The 16,821-nt window shown below is 65.4% G+C and carries 15 protein-coding genes; 6 read left to right on the top strand and 9 right to left on the bottom strand.

From position 1 onward, the window contains the following. Window positions 1–19: 19 nt before the first annotated feature. Window positions 20–1,756, bottom strand: a complete 1,737-nt coding sequence (gene pilB / locus E4A48_RS01560; protein ID WP_142741783.1) for a type IV-A pilus assembly ATPase PilB — start codon at window positions 1,754–1,756, stop codon at window positions 20–22. 262 nt (window positions 1,757–2,018) lie between these two features. Here pilB and E4A48_RS01555 point away from each other — a divergent pair, with 262 nt between their 5' ends. Then, window positions 2,019–2,249, top strand: coding sequence for a hypothetical protein (locus E4A48_RS01555; protein ID WP_260608033.1), 231 nt, complete (start codon window positions 2,019–2,021; stop codon window positions 2,247–2,249). A gap of 246 nt (window positions 2,250–2,495) precedes the next feature. On the opposite strand, the gene E4A48_RS01550 is transcribed toward E4A48_RS01555, so the two are convergent. After that, window positions 2,496–2,933, bottom strand: coding sequence for a pilin (locus tag E4A48_RS01550; protein WP_038232341.1), 438 nt, complete (start codon window positions 2,931–2,933; stop codon window positions 2,496–2,498). A gap of 386 nt (window positions 2,934–3,319) precedes the next feature. Between E4A48_RS01550 and E4A48_RS01545 the strand changes: the two genes are divergently transcribed. Genes E4A48_RS01545 through coaE form a run of 3 tightly spaced genes read left to right on the top strand, consistent with a single transcriptional unit; the run spans window position 3,320 to window position 6,078 of the window. Continuing rightward, window positions 3,320–4,579, top strand: coding sequence for a type II secretion system F family protein (locus E4A48_RS01545; RefSeq protein WP_058360089.1), 1,260 nt, complete (start codon window positions 3,320–3,322; stop codon window positions 4,577–4,579). 6 nt (window positions 4,580–4,585) lie between these two features. Then, window positions 4,586–5,449 (top strand): prepilin peptidase, encoded by an 864-nt coding sequence (locus E4A48_RS01540; protein WP_053833732.1) that lies wholly within the window; start codon window positions 4,586–4,588, stop codon window positions 5,447–5,449. An 8-nt stretch (window positions 5,450–5,457) separates the two neighbouring features. Then, entirely contained in the window at window positions 5,458–6,078 is a 621-nt protein-coding gene (gene coaE, locus E4A48_RS01535) for a dephospho-CoA kinase (RefSeq protein ID WP_142741782.1), read from the top strand. A 237-nt stretch (window positions 6,079–6,315) separates the two neighbouring features. Here the strand turns inward: coaE and E4A48_RS01530 are convergent, their stop codons facing one another. From E4A48_RS01530 to rimK, 4 genes are all read right to left on the bottom strand, one after another. Then, window positions 6,316–7,656 (bottom strand): sensor histidine kinase, encoded by a 1,341-nt coding sequence (locus tag E4A48_RS01530; protein ID WP_142741781.1) that lies wholly within the window; start codon window positions 7,654–7,656, stop codon window positions 6,316–6,318. Beyond that, entirely contained in the window at window positions 7,649–8,326 is a 678-nt protein-coding gene (locus E4A48_RS01525; protein WP_003466405.1) for a response regulator transcription factor, read from the bottom strand. Before E4A48_RS01525 ends, E4A48_RS01530 begins: the two co-directional genes overlap by 8 nt. A 98-nt stretch (window positions 8,327–8,424) precedes the next feature. Next, window positions 8,425–8,799, bottom strand: coding sequence for a hypothetical protein (locus E4A48_RS20805; protein WP_260608032.1), 375 nt, complete (start codon window positions 8,797–8,799; stop codon window positions 8,425–8,427). A 262-nt stretch (window positions 8,800–9,061) separates the two neighbouring features. Further along, a complete protein-coding gene (gene rimK, locus E4A48_RS01515) occupies window positions 9,062–9,955 on the bottom strand; it encodes a 30S ribosomal protein S6--L-glutamate ligase (RefSeq protein ID WP_058195840.1) in 894 nt (297 codons plus the stop codon). Window positions 9,956–10,252: 297 nt separating this feature from the next. Between rimK and E4A48_RS01510 the strand changes: the two genes are divergently transcribed. Beyond that, window positions 10,253–12,550: a TonB-dependent receptor family protein gene (locus tag E4A48_RS01510; protein WP_142741780.1), complete on the top strand. Its 2,298-nt coding sequence runs from the start codon at window positions 10,253–10,255 to the stop codon at window positions 12,548–12,550. Between the two features lie 494 nt (window positions 12,551–13,044). Here the strand turns inward: E4A48_RS01510 and E4A48_RS01505 are convergent, their stop codons facing one another. Genes E4A48_RS01505 through E4A48_RS01495 form a run of 3 tightly spaced genes read right to left on the bottom strand, consistent with a single transcriptional unit; the run spans window position 13,045 to window position 16,413 of the window. Then, the gene (locus E4A48_RS01505; RefSeq protein WP_409976371.1) at window positions 13,045–15,090 is read right to left on the bottom strand and encodes a phosphocholine-specific phospholipase C; all 2,046 of its coding nucleotides are present in this window, start codon (window positions 15,088–15,090) and stop codon (window positions 13,045–13,047) included. Beyond that, window positions 14,976–15,998, bottom strand: a complete 1,023-nt coding sequence (locus E4A48_RS20800; protein WP_142741778.1) for an SDR family NAD(P)-dependent oxidoreductase — start codon at window positions 15,996–15,998, stop codon at window positions 14,976–14,978. Before E4A48_RS20800 ends, E4A48_RS01505 begins: the two co-directional genes overlap by 115 nt. Continuing rightward, the gene (locus E4A48_RS01495) at window positions 15,895–16,413 is read right to left on the bottom strand and encodes an SDR family NAD(P)-dependent oxidoreductase (protein WP_142741777.1); all 519 of its coding nucleotides are present in this window, start codon (window positions 16,411–16,413) and stop codon (window positions 15,895–15,897) included. The genes E4A48_RS20800 and E4A48_RS01495 overlap by 104 nt, the downstream gene beginning before the upstream one ends. 183 nt (window positions 16,414–16,596) lie before the next feature. On the opposite strand from E4A48_RS01495, the gene E4A48_RS20795 reads away from it, so the two are divergent. Then, a complete protein-coding gene (locus E4A48_RS20795) occupies window positions 16,597–16,815 on the top strand; it encodes a hypothetical protein (protein WP_230812370.1) in 219 nt (72 codons plus the stop codon). The last annotated feature ends 6 nt before the right edge of the window (window positions 16,816–16,821 follow it).

The raw sequence follows: 16,821 nt of genomic DNA, 5'->3' as shown, positions 1-16,821 counted from the left end.
ATTTCGCTGACGCCCGCACTCAATCCTTGGTCACGCGATTGATCTCCGCCAGGCTGGTGATGCCGGCGCGCGCCTTGAGCAGCGCCGACTGGCGCAGATCCTTGACCCCGATCTTCTGCGCGGCCTGGGCGATGTCCATCGCGTTGCCGCCCTGCAGCACGATCGCCGCGATCTCGTCGTTCATCGGCATCACCTGATAGATGCCGGTGCGGCCCTTGTAGCCCTCGGTGCACTCGTCGCAGCCCACCGCCTCGTACAGCTGGATGCCGGCGGCCACTTCCGCCTCGCTGAAACCCTCGGCCAGCAGCGCATTGTGCGGCAGCTGGGTCGGGCGCTTGCAGGTGTTGCACAACCGCCGCGCCAGGCGCTGCGCGATCACCAGCGTCACCGAACTGGTGATGTTGTACGGCGCGATCCCCATGTTCATCAGCCGCGCGATGGTCTGCGGCGCATCGTTGGTGTGCAGCGTGGACAGCACCATGTGGCCGGTCTGCGCCGCCTTGATCGCGATCTCGGCGGTTTCCAGGTCGCGGATTTCGCCGACCATGATGATGTCCGGATCCTGGCGCAGGAACGAGCGCAGCGCCACGGCGAAGGTCATGCCGCGCTTGTTGTTCTGCTGTACCTGGTTGACCCCGGGCAGGCGGATTTCGACCGGGTCTTCGGCCGTGGAGATGTTGCGGGTCTCGTCGTTGAGGATGCCCAGCGCGGTGTACAGCGACACTGTCTTGCCCGAACCGGTCGGGCCGGTCACCAGCACCATGCCGTAGGGCTTGTGGATCGCATCCAGGAACAGCTTCTGCTGCTCCGGCTCGTAGCCGAGCTTGTCGATGCCCAGCTTGGCCGCGCTGCCGTCGAGGACACGCAGCACGATCTTCTCGCCGAACAAAGTCGGCAGCGTGCTGACGCGGAAATCGATCTGCTTGCTCTTGGACAGGTTGAGCTTGATGCGTCCGTCCTGCGGCACGCGCTTCTCGGCGATGTCCAGCTGCGACATCACCTTGAGCCGCGCCGCAATGCGCTGGTTGAGCTTGACCGGCGCCCTGGCCACGCTCTTGAGCAGGCCGTCGATGCGCAGGCGCACTCGGTAATCGTCCTCGTACGGCTCGAAATGGATGTCCGACGCGCCGCGGCGGATCGCATCGACCAGCATCTTGTTCACGAACTTGACCACGGGCGTATCGTCGCCCTTGGCATCGACGCCGGTATCGACGCCGCTGCCCATGTCATCGTCGCCGACACCGACCTCGAGCCTGCCCATGGCCTCGTCGTCGTCGCCCAGCGCGTCGCCGATCGCATCGTTGCTCGCCTGCCACTGTTCCAGGGTGCGGCGGATCTGGTCCTCATCGACCAGGATTGGCTCGACCGTCAAATTCGTATGGAACTTGATGTCGTCCAGCGCCCGCGTCTGGGTCGGATTGCTCATCCCGACGAACAGACGGTTGCCGCGCTTGAACAGCGGCAGCACCTGGTGCTTGTGCAACAGCTCCTCGCTGACCAGCTTCATCGCGCTCTGGCTGGCATCGAACACCGACACGTCCAACAACGGCATCCCGAACTCCAGCGCATTGGCGGCGGCCAGCTGCGCCGCGGTGACCAGCTTCTTGTCCGAGAACCACTGCGGCAGCGGGATCTTGGCCTCGGCGGCATGCGCCATCGCGGTCCGCGCAGCCGTTTCCTCGAGCGCGCCATCCTGAACCAGGCGGCGCGCGATGCCGGTGATGCCGACAAGATTGGCGGATGTCACAGCGTTCATATGGCCCCCTAGGCTACCCGGGCAAGAATAACGCATCGGTCGTTCCTGCACGTCCCGCGGGAACGGCAACCTGGGAGGCAGGTTCAACGTTCGATACGCGCTCGGCCACAACCACGTGCAGTTGCTGCTGACGCCACCGGCACCTGGGCGGCTATCTGCTGCGATGCGGTGACTGGGGCAGCGCTATGGGCCGGTATTCAATCGCAAGCATGGGCGTACCGGCACCTTGTGGGAAGGACGCTTCAAGTCCTGCATCGTCGATTTGGAGCGCTACCTGCTGAGGGTTCATCGCTACATCGAACTCAATCCCGTCCGGGCCGCCATGACCACTGCGGCAGAGGATGACCAGTGGTCCAGCGCGCGTTTCAGCCTGCGAATCGCAGCCAACCCCACCCTTTCGCCGCGTCCGGCCTATCTTGCACTCGGCGCCGACCCGGCAGGCCGAGCCACCAGCTATCGCCAGTGGCTGAATCAAGGCGTCACCGGCGAATAGTTGCACGCCATTCGCCTGCATGTTCAACAGGAACGCGCGCTCGGCCATCCGTGCTTTCAAGCCATGGCAGCGCGAACGCTGAATCGCCGGGTGTGTGTCCAGCCATCGGGGCGACGGAAGAAATCGGCGACCGCTTGAACAGCGGAGTTCAAACGGATATTTACTCTGTACACTTTGTTCCAAAGAACTCCTTTCAAAAAAGCAAAAGCCCGCCAGAAGGCGGGCCTTTGCAACACTTACTAAGATTTAGGTTTTCGGTGTAGCACCACAAGTTGCAGGACGCAACTTCTCCACGACAGCAGTAGTGCAGGTCCAAACACCAGTGTTGCCATTTGCAGTATCAGCCGCACGCGTCCACTGAATGGTCTGACCATTGATCTGAGCATTGCCCTTAAGGGTGCAAGTCAGCGTAGCCGCGCCACTCGGATCAACACTTACTGCGATATCACAACGACTTGTGCTGGACTGCAGACCAACATCTGCCTGAGCCGTCGTAACAGCCTTACCCTCGGCGATACGGGTTTCAGCCTGTACTTTTCCAGGAGTAATTTCGGCCAAACCAGCCGAAACCTGTGACTTGGCAACATAGTCCTGGTACATCGGCAGCGCAATGGCGGCCAAAATGGCAATGATCGCAATGACGATCATCAGTTCGATCAGGGTAAAGCCCTGTTGCTTCTTCATAGTGAATCCCCTAGAGATGGTGTGTAAGTTGGCAGACACTCGGCCCGCGGAGCTTGCTACCCCTCGAGCGCCGCGCGGCAGAGCGCCACGTGCGGGTGATGCAAGCAGGCCGCGTGCCAACTTCCCCACGCGCGCCCTCTGCTCCCCGGAGCGCATGATGCCTCATGGAATGCCCTCGGATAGGAGCAAAGAAGATATCTGCGACGGGCCTTCCCCTGTGCCGGAATAGGTCGCAAAGTGACGCTCAGCGTCACTTCGACAGAATCCCCCCCCCCCCTGCTACCGGGTGACGGCTTTGTGCCAGGGGCACGGATGCCAGCCGCCGCGGAAACCGATACCATGCAGAGCGTGTCCGCCTGGGGATGGCTGGACGGGGAGTACAGCTGATGTCCGCAACTCGTAGCGCAGTATCCAAAGAACCCGTCGCACGCAATACCAGCCAGCAGGTCCCGTTCGTCTGGGAAGGGACGGACAAGCGCGGCATCAAGATGAAGGGCGAGCAGACCGCCAAGAACGCCAACCTGCTGCGTGCGGAATTGCGCCGCCAGGGCATCACGCCGTCGGTGGTCAAGCCGAAACCCAAACCCCTGTTCGGCTCCGCCGGCAGCAAGATCAGCGCGAAGGACATTGCCTTCTTCAGCCGCCAGATGGCGACCATGATGAAGTCGGGCGTCCCCATCGTGGGATCGCTGGAAATCATCGGCAGCGGGCACAAGAACCCGCGCATGAAGAAGATGGTGGGCCAGGTCCGCACCGACATCGAAGGCGGCTCGTCGCTCTATGAAGCGATCAGCAAGCATCCGGTCCAGTTCGATGAGCTCTACCGCAACCTGGTCAAGGCCGGCGAAGGCGCCGGCGTACTTGAAACCGTGCTGGAGACGGTAGCCACCTACAAGGAAAACACCGAGGCGCTGAAGGGCAAGATCAAGAAAGCCTTGTTCTATCCGGCCGCGGTCATGGCAGTGGCGCTCCTGGTCAGCTCGATCTTGCTGGTGTGGGTGGTCCCGCAATTCGAGGATGTCTTCAAAGGGTTTGGCGCGGAGTTACCCGCATTCACTCAGATGATCGTCGCCGCTTCACGCTTTATGGTGGCTTATTGGTGGCTCCTGCTGATCGTGCTGGTTGGCAGCATCGTCGGCTTCGTCTTCGCCTACAAGCGCTCGCCGTCGATGCAGCACGGCATGGACCGACTGATCCTGAAGGTGCCGATCATCGGCCAGATCATGCACAACAGCTCCGTGGCCCGCTTCTCGCGGACACTGGGCGTCACCTTCCGCGCCGGCGTCCCGTTGGTGGAAGCGCTGGACATCGTCGCCGGCGCCACCGGCAACAGCGTCTACGAAAAGGCCGTACTGCGCATGCGTGACGACGTGTCGGTGGGCTACCCCGTCAACGTGGCGATGAAGCAGGCCAACCTGTTTCCGCACATGGTCATCCAGATGACCGCCATCGGCGAAGAAGCCGGTGCGCTGGATGCGATGCTGTTCAAGGTGGCCGAGTACTTCGAGCAGGAAGTGAACAATGCGGTCGATGCGTTGAGCAGCCTGCTAGAACCGCTGATCATGGTGTTCATTGGTACCATCGTCGGCGGCATGGTCGTCGGCATGTATCTGCCCATCTTCAAGCTGGCTTCCGTCGTTGGATAAGCATTAATGGCATTTCTCGATCAACACCCCGGCCTCGGCTTTCCCGCGGCGGCGGGGCTGGGCTTGCTGGTAGGCAGTTTCCTCAATGTGGTGATCCTGCGCCTGCCCAAGCGCATGGAGTGGCAGTGGAAGCGCGATTCGCGCGAGATCCTGGAGCTGCCGGACATCTACGATCCGCCGCCGCCCGGGATCGTGGTCGAGCCGTCGCACTGCCCGCACTGCAAGCACAAGCTGTCCTGGTTCGAGAACATTCCGCTGTTCAGCTGGCTGGCCCTGCGCGGCAAGTGCCGGCATTGCCATGCGCCGATCTCGATCCAGTACCCGCTGGTGGAGATGCTGACCAGCCTGCTGGTGGCCGCCAGCGTCTGGCGCTTCGGCTTCGGCTGGCAGGGGTTCGGCGCGATCGTGTTCAGCTGCTTCCTGGTGGCGATGTCGGGGATCGACCTGCGCACCCGCTTGTTGCCGGACCAGCTGACCTTGCCGCTGATGTGGCTGGGCCTGGTCGGCAGCATGGACAATCTGTACATGCCGGCCAAGCCGGCGCTGCTCGGCGCGGCGGTCGGCTATGTGTCGCTGTGGTCGGTGTGGTGGCTGTTCAAGCAGATCACCGGCAAGGAAGGCATGGGCCATGGCGACTTCAAGCTGCTGGCGGCCATCGGCGCCTGGTGCGGGCTGAAGGGCATCCTGCCGACGATCCTGATCTCCTCGCTGGTCGGCGCGGTGCTCGGCTCGATCTGGCTGGCGGCCAAGGGCCGCGACCGGGCCACGCCGATTCCGTTCGGCCCGTATCTGGCCATCGCCGGCTGGATCGTGTTCTTCTGGGGTACGGAAATCATCGACACCTATATGCGCTGGTCCGGGCTGCGCTGAGCGGCGCGGTGAGCGATTTCATCGTCGGCCTCACCGGCGGCGTGGCCTCCGGCAAGAGCGAGCTGAGCCGCCGCTTCGAGGCCAAGGGCATCGTCGTGGCCGACGCCGACGTGGCCGCCCGCGCGGTGGTCGCGCCCGGGCATCCGGCGCTGGCGCAGATCGTGGCCCGTTTCGGTACGCAACTGCTGCGCGAGGACGGCAGCCTCGATCGCGCCGCGCTGCGCCAGCGCATCTTCGAAGATCCGGTAGCGCGCCGCGACCTGGAGGCGATCACCCATCCGGCGATTCGTACGCTGCTGCAGCGAGCGTGCCGCGAGGCCGCCAGCCCCTATGCGGTGGCGGCGATCCCGCTGTTGACCGAAGTCGGCGCGCGCGCCGCGTATCCGTGGCTGGACCGGATCGTGGTGGTCGATGCGCCCGAGGCGACGCAACATGCGCGCCTGATCCAGCGCGACGGCATTACCGCCGAGCTGGCGCAGCGGATGATCGCGGCGCAGGCCACGCGCGCGGCGCGGCTGGCGATCGCCGACGATGTGGTGGTGAACGATGGCGACGCCGAGCGGCTGCAGGACGCGGCGGATGCGCTGGATCGGCAATACCGCGCATTGGCGGCGGCGAAAATCGCGTAGGCCGTTTCGATCGGCAGACCTTGCGAGTGTCGGGGCTGAAGCCCCTCCCACATTGCACCCGGTGAGATGACCGCAAGTCCCTGTGGAAGCGACGTCAGTCGCGACGAGCGAAGTGGGATACCCCACGGCTTCGGACAAAGCCGGAGTTGATGGCACGACCCGAGACCCACCTGAGTCTGTCCTTGCAGCCGCAGCAAGCACTCAAGCACGCCACAGGCTTGTCCTGCGAAGCGAGCCTCAACCCGCTGCGGGCCTGAACCACAGCGTCGCCACCACGCCCTTGGAGGCGCCCGGGCGCACGTTGACCTGCCAGCCGTACAGGTCGCACAGCCGGCTGACGATCGACAGGCCGATGCCGCCGCCCTGCGAATGTCCGGCATGGGTGCCGCGGTAGCCGCGCTGGAACAGCTTGGCGGCGTCCTCCTCGCTGAGGCCTGGGCCGGAGTCGATCACCTGCACCGCATCGCTCAACACCCGCACCACCACCTGGCCTTCCTGGGTGTACTTGACCGCATTGCCGATCAGGTTGCCCAGCGCCACCGACAGCGCCGACTCCGGCGCATCGATGAGCAGATCGCGCTCGCCCTCCAGCAGCAGTTGCAGCGGCTTGCCGCCCAGCTGCGCGCGGTGCGATTCGATCAGTTGTTCGGCGACCTTGGCCACGTTGCTGTGGCCCTGCCCGCGCTCGTTGCGCGACAGCAGCAGCAGCGAGCCGATCAGGTCGCTGCATTGCTGTTCGGCGCGCTGGATACGCTGCAGGCGCTGCAACACCTTCTCATCGAGATTGGGACGGGTCAGCAGCAGTTCGGTGGCGCCGCGGATCACCGCCAGCGGCGTACGCAGCTCATGGCTGACGTCGGCGTTGAACTCACGGTCGCGCTGCACCACTTCGGTGAGCCGGGCCGAGTAGTCGTCGAGCGCTTCGGCCAGCTGGCCGACTTCGTCGTCGGGGAAATGCGGCGCCAGCGGCTTGGGATCGCTGCTGCCGCGATAGGCGCGCAGCCGCGCAGCCAGATCGGAGACCGGACGCATCACCCGCGATGCCGACCACCAGCCGATCACCAGCGACAGCACACTGAACACCAGCACCGAGAGCAAAAGTGCGCGCTTGAGTTGAACTTCGCTGCGCAGCGTTTGAGTCATGTCATATGCGAGGAAAAACCACTCGCTCTGTGTCTTGCGCACCGCCAGCTTGTAGGCGAACGGGTCTCCATGTTCGTCCAGTCCGACAATGTTGTGGTTGCCGTTAGGCAGCCGCGCCCAATCAGGGCGCTCCTGCCGCACACGGTCGAACTTGTCGCGGGTGAACACAAATGCGCGAATCTGCTGGACTGGCAGATCCGGATTGCGACTTCGGTCAGAATAGAAACGCTGGGCGAAGGCGTCGATATTGCGATTCATCACGTCTTCGACCAGCTGGTTCTCCACCCGCGCCCGCGCCCAGTTGGTGGCGAACGCGAACAGCGCGGTCAGGCCGAAGCCCAACAGCACGAAGGACAGGATGATGCGGCTGCGCAGGCGGCGGCGGTAGCGTCCGCGCCGCCGCACCGCCCGCGGCAACTCTCCAGCTTCAGGCATCGGGCGCGGCGATGCGGTAGCCGATGCCGTGGCGGGTCTGGATCATCGGCACCTCGAACGGCTTGTCCACCACCGCGCGCAGGCCGTGGATATGCACGCGCAACGAGTCCGAATCCGGCAGTTCCTCGCCCCACACGCGGGTTTCCAGCTCCTGCCGGGTCACCACCGCAGGCGAGGCTTCCATCAGCGACTGCAGGATCTTCAGCGCGGTCGGGTTGAGCTGCAGCAGCTTGCCCTGGCGCCGCACTTCCAGCGTGTCCAGGTTGTATTCCAGGTCGCCGGTCTCCAGCACGCGGGTGTGCACGCCCTTGCCGCGGCGCGACAGCGCGTTGAGCCGCACTTCCACTTCCTGCAGCGCGAACGGCTTGATCAGGTAGTCGTCGGCGCCGGAATCGAAGCCTGCCAGCTTGTTGTCCAGCGAGTCGCGGGCGGTGAGCATCAGCACCGGGGTCTGCTTGCGCGCTTCGTTGCGCAGCTTGCGGCACACTTCGATGCCGTCCATGCCCGGCAGGTTGAGGTCGAGCACGATCGCATCGAATTCGTGCACGACCGCCAGGTGCAGGCCGGTGACCCCGTCGGCGGCGAAATCCACCGTGTGCCCGCGGTCCTCGAGGTAGTCGCCCAGGTTGGCAGCGATATCGCTGTTGTCTTCGATCACTAGAATTCGCACCAACATTTACCCCGTCAGTCGTACTTGCCAGTTGGATTGCGCCGCATCAATTCCTGCGCATCCTCGTTGTCGCGGCGGCGTTCCGCCACGGTCTTGCATTACGTCGTGGCGCGCAGCGATCCGATGACCGCTTCGCGCCTGCAGATCAGCCGGCTGTCCGATGACGCCTTGGCCAGCAGCGTGTTGACCGTTTCCTGATCGTTGAACAGCACGACCGTCTCTTCCTTGCGCAGCGTATCGACGTCGAGATGGGAATTGAGCGCCGTCGCCATGCGCGACCGCACGGCTTCCACCTTGCTGCCATTTTCCGCACCGAGTTCGGAGTAGGTCTTGCCATCGTCCAACTGCTGACGAATTGTACTGAGTTGCTGTGCGAACGATTTCTTCACGTTCATGGGCGCCTCACCTTTCGGTGCCGCTACCGCGTCGCACGCGAGCGCCATCCCCAGTCTCAGACCGATCACCTGCTGCATCCCATCCCTGCGCGATTGGCGGTGTGAGCGCACTGTAGCCGCCCCGCGAACGGGGCCGCAAGCTGCGCGCAGCGGGGTTTCGGTGCGTCGTCGTCGCCACAGACCTGCGCATACAAAAAGACCCAAGCGGCGACGCCGCTTGGGCCAAAAGATATATCCCGATTACCGTTCCTGCTGAGGAGGGCAGAGCTGCGGCCCGAGGAAGCATACACAGACGGGAATTAAACCCGTGTTAAGCCAGAACGAGGGCGCGGATATCACCCTAACTCACTGATTTCTTTCGAATCAGACTGGCTTCGAGGTGTTCGATGACCTTGCCGGCGATATCCAGCCCGCACACCGCCTCGATCCCTTCCAGGCCGGGGGTGGAGTTGACCTCCAGCACCAGCGGGCCGCGCCGCGCGCGGATCAGGTCGACCCCGGCCACGCCCAGGCCCAGGGCCTTGGCCGAGCGCACCGCCACCTCCTGCTCGCCGCGGCTGGCGGTGGCCAACTGCGCACTGCCGCCCGCATGCAGGTTGGAGCGGAAGTCCCCTTCCGGCGCCTGCCGGCGCATCGCCGCGACGACATGGTTGCCGACCACGAAGCAGCGCAAATCGGCGCCTTCGGCCTCGCCGATGAACTCCTGCACCAGGAAATTGGCGTACAGGCCGCGCAGCGCCTCGACTACGCCGCGCGAGGCGCTGGTCTTCTCGGTCAGGATCACCCCGGTGCCCTGGGTGCCCTCGTTCAACTTCACCACGTGCGGCGGCGGCCCCAGCATCGACAGCAGATCGCCGGTGTCGTCGGGGTTGTCGCCGAACACGGTCATCGGCATGTCGATGCCCTTGGCCGCCAGCAGCTGGTGCGCGCGCAGCTTGTCGCGCGCGCGCAGGATCGCGTCGGAGGGATTGGGCGTGCGCACGCCCATCATTTCCAGCTGACGCAGCACCGCGGTGCCGTAGCGGGTAACGGAATTGCCGATGCGCGGGATCACCGCGTCGTAGCCGGTGATCGGCTTGCCCTTGTAATGCATGGTGAAGGCGCCGGCCGCGATGCGCATGTAGCAGCGCAGCGGGTCGAGCACGCGCACCGTATGCCCGCGCTCGCGGCCGGCCTCGACCAGGCGCCGCGTCGAATACAACTTGGTGTTGCGTGACAGGATGGCGAGCTTCATCGAGGCGCGATGGCGGTGGCTGGCCCGGCATCATACGTTGCGCCGTCGGCGCTGCGAGGTCGCTGCCATGCCCGATCGTTCGCGCGCGAACGTGGCGGCGGCGCGTAACCGGCCTTGGCATGCTCGCTCGGCCGTGGGTATCGGCAGACACGCTGTCCCACAGCCGACACGGAACCGCCCCGAAACCTTCACAAAACCGTTGCATGGTGGCGAGCGGGCCGCACAGGCCGTGTGTTGGCTGTCACGCATCGCACGCTGGGTCCCCACGCCTCCCTCATTTTATCTTGGTGAATTCCGATGACCGCCTCCTCCACAACCCTGCGCCTGCATGCGCTGGTGCTCGCCGTCGCATCCGCGCTGCCGGCCTTCGCCGCAGTGGCCGAGACCGCACCGGCCGACGCTGCTGCCACGGCCACCGCCGGTCACGGCGACGCGACCATGCTCGATGCGATCACCGTGGTGTCCACCGGCACCACCCGCCAGGTGCAACGCATCACCCGCGAGGACATCGGCACTACCGCCCCCGGCACCAGCGCGCTGAAGGTGCTGGACAAGCTGCCCGGCGTGCAGTTCCAGTCGGCCGATGCGTGGGGTTCCTACGAGTGGTCGACCGCGATCAGCCTGCACGGTTTCGACCAGAGCCGGCTCGGCTTCACCCTGGATGGCGTGCCGCTGGGCACCATGAGCTACGGCGTCAGCGACGGCCTGCAGGTGACCCGCGCGATCATCTCCGAGAACGTCGGCTCGGTGGAGCTGTCGCAGGGCGCCGGCGCCCTGGGCACCGCCTCGAGCAGCAACCTCGGCGGCGCCGTGCGCTACTACTCCGACGATCCGGACGCCACGCCGGGCATCCGCTTCAGCCAGACCTTCGGCTCCGATTCCACCCGCCGCACCTACCTGCGCGGCGACACCGGCGACATCAACGGCTTCTCGATGTACACCTCGCTGGTGCACGGCGAAGTGGACAAGTGGAAAGGCTACGGCAACAACGAGTACAACCAGGCCAATGTCAAGGCGCTGTACCAATGGGGCGACGGCAACCGCGTCAGCCTGTTCCTGGACAGTTCCAAGCGCAAGGAATACGACATCATGGACCTGTCGCTGACCTCGCAGAAAGCGCTGGGTTGGGACTGGGACTACCTGATGCCGGACTGGAACAGCGCGGCGCAGATCGCCAACGCGCTCAACGGCAACGGCAGCTACCCGGCGTCCTTGAACGCCCTGCCCGCCGACTACGGCAAGGCCGACGCCACCTACTACTCCGGCGCCGGCCTGCGCGACGACAACCTGGCCGCGCTCAGCGGCGCGTTCAACCTGGGCGGCAACGCCACGCTGAACCTGACCGGCTACTACCACGACAACAACGGCGAAGGCCAGTGGACCACACCATACGTGGCCTCCTCGGCCACGGTACCGCTGTCGATGCGCACCACCGACTATCGCCTCAACCGGCATGGCGTGACCGCGTCGCTGAACTTCACCGTCGCCGGCAACGAGATCGAGATCGGCGGCTGGTACCAGAACGCCAAGACCGTGCAGGAGCGCAACTACTTCCTGCTCGATGGCCCGTTCACCGATCTGTACTACTTCAACAAATCCGGCACCCTGTTCGCACGCGGTTTCGCCCAGCACTACGAAACCGACACGCGCATGTTCTATGCGCAGGACACGCTGCGCCTGCTCGACGACCACCTGACCGTGAACGTCGGCGCCAAGAAACTGCAGGTGGACGCCACCGCGCAGTCGCTGGTGCCGACCAGCTCCTACGCGGCCGGCGAGATCAAGGCCGATTCGGATCTGTTGCCGCAGGTGGGCGTGAACTACAAGCTCGACGAGCACCAGGAAATCTACGCGTCCTACAACAAGAACATGGCCGGCTTCGGCTTCACCCCGTTCCAGGAATCGCAGACGGCGTTCGACGCGATCAAGCACTCGCTGCAGCCGGAAACCGCGCAGACCTACGAACTGGGCTACCGCGTGCGCGGCGACGGCATCGAGGCATCGCTGGCGCTGTACCACACCACCTTCGACGACCGCCTGCTGGTGACCTCGCCGTGCAGCGCGATCCAGACCTGCTCGGCCACGCTCAACAACGTCGGCTCGGTGCGTAGCCAGGGCGCCGACCTGGCGGTGATGTGGCGCCCGATCGCGCAGCTGCGCTGGCTCAACTCGCTGTCCTACGACGACTCCACCTATCAGGACGACTACCTCAACGGCGGCGTGGTGGCCACCTCGGGCAAGCGCGTGGTCGGCATCCCGGAGTGGATGTTCTCCAGCAGCCTGGCCTACGAGAACGCCGGCTGGCACGCGGCGCTGGACGGCAAGTACACCGGCCGCCGCTACATCAGCTACCTCAACGACTCGTCGGTGCCGAGCTACTGGCGCTTCGACCTGAGCGCGGGCTACGACTTCGGCGAAGTCGGCATGTTCCAGAACCTGGGCCTGAGCGCCAACGTCACCAACCTGTTCGACAAGCGCTACTTCGCCACCGTCGGCACCAACGGCTATGTGGTCTCCGATCCGAACGGCTACAACCAGACGCTGATGGCCGGCGCGCCGCGCCAGTTCTTCGTCACCTTCAGCGGCAAGTTCTGAGGTGAGGCAGCGCCAGGGAAGGCGATCGCGCCGCCGTTGCGAAAGCAGCGGCGGCGCCTTGCGTTTGAGAGGTAAAAAACTGCACGCATGAAGCCGCCATCTGGCGGCTTTTTCGATTGTGCATGGCACTGTTGACGCCGGTGCTGACCCAAGAGTCGCTCGCCGCCGATGGCCCGAGGCCATCCGCAATTCCCGCGGCTGCACGAGGGGCCGGATGGATGCACAGACTTCCGTCCCGACGGTATCCGCTGCGGCCGGGTTTGTCGCTTCGTTCGTCGCGACTGAAGTCGCCCACAGGCGGCTCGCGGCCGACTCACCGGGTGCACGGTGGGAGGGACTTCAGTCCCGACGGCATCCGAGGCCGGAAGATTCACCATGCCGCTCATCGCGGTTGAAACCGCTCCTACAAAAAGCGCGCAGTGCCCGGGTTTTGCAGGAGCGGCTTCAGCCGCGACAAATGGCGTGCGACGCCACCTTATTGAATGGGCCCACCGCTACCCGGCAACAGCGCGGCCGATCGCCGGATCGCTCATGCTCGGACGGCCGTTCTCGATATGCCCGGCCAGGCGCCGCCGCCACTGCGGCATGGACGCGCTCGCCACATCCAGGTCGTACCAATGATGCTGCGCCGCCAGCTGAAAGCGCAGCCGCTGGCGTGCGCCGGCCGCGAGTTCGAGCGTCTGCTCCGCACCGCCGCGGTAGGCATCGCGGATCCGCAGCCGGCACGCCTGCGCACCGGCATTGCGCAGCTCCAACAGCAGGCATTGGCTGGCGGCGTCGTAGTCGGCATCGGCCTGCAGCCCCACGTCGGCCACGCCATCGCCATGGAACTCGCGCAGGAAACCGTTGGGCCCGTGCACGCGCAACGCGTAGCCGGGATCGGCGGCCGCGCCGCGCCAGTCGCGCGCATCGTGCAATTGGCTGCCAGCCGCAAGCGTATAGAACCACGGGCCGGCGCTGCCGCCATCGGCATAGGCGTTGAGCGCGACCCCGACCGTGCTGCGGTTGAGCATGCGCAACGTCGGTTGCTGCGGCCCCGCCTGCAGGCGCACGTCGAAATCGTAGGGCAGTGCGCGCGCCGGGCGCTGGCCCGGCTCCTGCGCGGGCATGGCCTGCTGCGCGGGTCGCTGCGGTGCCGGCAAGGCCGCAGTCGCATCGACGCGGGCCATGAAATCGCGGGTGTCCGGCAAGGCGACGCGGGCGTCGTCGTGCCCGGCGAAATCCAGTGCCGAGGTCAGGTCGCCGGCGATCGCGCGGCGCCACGGGCCGATATTGGGTTCGGCGACGCCGAAGCGGCGCTCCAGGAACCGGATCACCGAAGTATGGTCGAACACCTGCGAATCGACCCAGCCGCCGCGGCTCCATGGCGACACCACCAGCATCGGCACGCGCGGGCCGAGGCCGAGCGCGACGCCGTGGTAGTCCTCTCCGCGCACATCGACATTGCTGGCGCCCATGCCCGGATCGGTCGCCGGCAGCGCCGGTGGCACATGATCGAAGAAGCCGTCGTTCTCGTCGTAGTTGATCAGGAACACGGTCTTGGACCACACCTCGGGCGATGCCGCCAGCACCCCCAGCAGACGCGCGCTGAGCGATTCGCCATAGGCCGGGGTGGCCTGGGGATGCTCGCTGAGCAGATACGGGGCCACGATCCACGACACCTGCGGCAGGTTGCCGCTGCGCACATCGCGTTCGAACGCTGCGAGCAGGTGCTCGCCGCGCGAGGCCTTGGCGTTGTCGGCGGTGGAACCAGGCACGATCGCGCGGCCACGCTGGTACAAGGGCGAGCTGCGGTCGAGATTGCGGAAATTGGCGAAGTACGGGTGGCTGTTGTCGCCGTAGTTGTCGAACTCCTGGTACACCTGCCAGCTGACCCCGGCCTGCTGCAGGCGTTCGGAATAGGTGGTCCAGGTGTAGCCGGAAAACGCCGGATTGTCGCGCGCCATGTCGGCGGTCCAGTTGCCGTCGTCGCGGTTGTTCACCGCCTGCTCGCCAGCATTGCCCACGCTCAGGCCGCTGGTGCCGGTGAACATGTACATGCGATTGGGATTGGTCGGGCCGAACAGCGAGGCGTGGTAGCCGTCGCAAATGGTGAAGGCGTCGGCCAGCGCGTAGTAGAACGGCAGGTCCTCGCGCTGAAAGTGGCCCATGGTCATCGCCGTCTTCTGCGCGATCCAGGCGTCGTGGTGCTTCCAGGTTTCGTGCGAGCCCTTCCAGTCGTGGTTGAGGCCCTGCATCCACTGCGCGCTGCTGGTCTGGCCATTGAGGCGGAACGGCAACACGTAGCGCTCGCCGGCGCCGGCTTCGGGCTGATACCAGACCGGACGGCCGCTTGGCAGTTGCAACGGCCGCGGGTCGCCGAAACCGCGCACGCCGCGCAGACAACCGAAATAATGGTCGAACGAGCGGTTCTCCTGCATCAGGATCACCACATGCTGCACGTCCTGCACGGTGCCGGTGACCCGTGCCGGTGGCACCGCCAGCGCGCTGCGGATGGCACCGGGCAGCAGCGGCATGACCGCCCCGGCGCCGAGAGCCAGGGACGCACGGGTGAGGAAACGACGACGACTGTGTTCGACCACGGGGAGAGACCGGCGACGAGCTTGCGCTCACTGACCGGCCAGCGTAGATGCCGCAGATGAAGCGGGTTTGACAGCCGCTTGCGCACCGCGCGCAAGGATCGGCAGGCGCCGCGATCGGGATGCAACGGGCGATGCGCGGGCGAGCTCCAGCGCAGGAGCGGGCCGCAGCCTCGACGACGTCTGGCCGTAACGCACCCTTGCTTTCTATCCGTCGTTTTCGCCCGCAAAGTCGGCTTCGACGCCGAGCCGCCATCCACCGCCCAGTTGCTGCCAGTGACATAGGACGCGGCATCGGAGGCAAGGAACGCGATGATGCCGGCAATCTCCCAAAGCTCATCGGATCGTGCCATCGGGGTATCTCGACCAAGGCAATCGCGCGCCAGGCTGGTGTTGGGCAAAGGCCGATCGCTGGCGCAGAAATGACCTGGGGCGAGGGCATTCACCCGGATGCCGAGCGCGGCCCACTCACAGGCCAGACGACGCGTCAGCATCCGCAGCGAAGCGCGGCGCGGGGGCCTGGTGGAGATCATGGTCGGCAGCACGTTGACGATCGCACCGCCGCCGGCAACCTGCATATGGCGCGCCGCGCCGCGTGCCGCGACCTGGGCAGCTTCCAGTCGTGCGCCAAAGATGCGGCAAAAATCCGCTGCTCGACCGCTGATGGTTGCCCCGCCGGTGGTGGTGTTGACCAACACGGCGATGGGTCCATGCTGCGCCACCGTCATGTCCAGGGCTTGCTCGAGCGCTGCGGCATCCTCGATATCAACGTCGATACCGGATTGCCCGGCCGGCAGCATGGCAATGCCGCGATCCAGCACGACGACAGGGCGATCGATGGAAAAACGCGCCGCGATTTCGAGGCACATCCCGCTGCCGCCGCCGACGACGATCGCGATGCCCTCGCCGCCGACGCCAGGGGCGGCATGCCCCGTCGAGATTGAAGGACACCAGCCGCCGAATATGTTCGAGCGGAATGTCGAGTGCCGATCGCGCGCGCGGATCGACGATCCCTGCGTTGTTGATGAGCACCTCCATCCGGTCAGAGCGTGCGGCCGTGGCAGTGGTCACGTCGATGATCGAGTGCGCATCGGACACATCCATGCGCATGGCCAGGTGGCGTTCGCCCAGGGCCGCCGCAGCGGCCCTGATTGCAATCTCGTCGATGTCTGCCAGTACCAGCGTGTCACCTGCAGCAGCGAACGCCTTCGCCGTTGCCAGCCAGTTTGCCGATCCTGCGCCTGTGATCAGCACGATCTTCGCAGCATTGCCAAAATCCGGCATCCGTTTCTCCACATCGGCATTGGCGGCTAGAGCGTGCCATCAACGTTGAAGGATGATTGCTCGCCGCACACAGAACCGGCTCTGGACAGGGTTTGCATCGCATCATCGCCGTAGCGGGTCGTGGCAGCATCTCGCGCAGTCTGCTCGCGAGCCGACACCGCGCGCCGCAAGGAGCGACTCGCGATGTTCGACCCGGCGCCGCACGAGATCGCGCGCCGGCACGGAGCGGTCGGCGTCGATCTCGGCGGTCGCACGCGGAGATCGCAGCGTCCATCGTCGCCGACGATCATGGCCGTCGAGAACGCGGTGGCGGTGGTGCAGAAGCAGCAAGGGGCGGCGATGGCCGGCTTAAGCGCCGAGCCGGCGCTCGGGGCGAGCGAGGGGCGTCCGGCCGCGGTTTGAGATCGA

The sequence above is a fragment of the Xanthomonas translucens pv. cerealis genome (genome assembly GCF_006838285.1).
In the GTDB taxonomy this organism is placed as follows: Bacteria; Pseudomonadota; Gammaproteobacteria; order Xanthomonadales; family Xanthomonadaceae; genus Xanthomonas_A; species Xanthomonas_A cerealis.
Note: the sequence above shows the minus strand (reverse complement) of the source record. Positions and strands in the feature narration are given on the sequence as shown.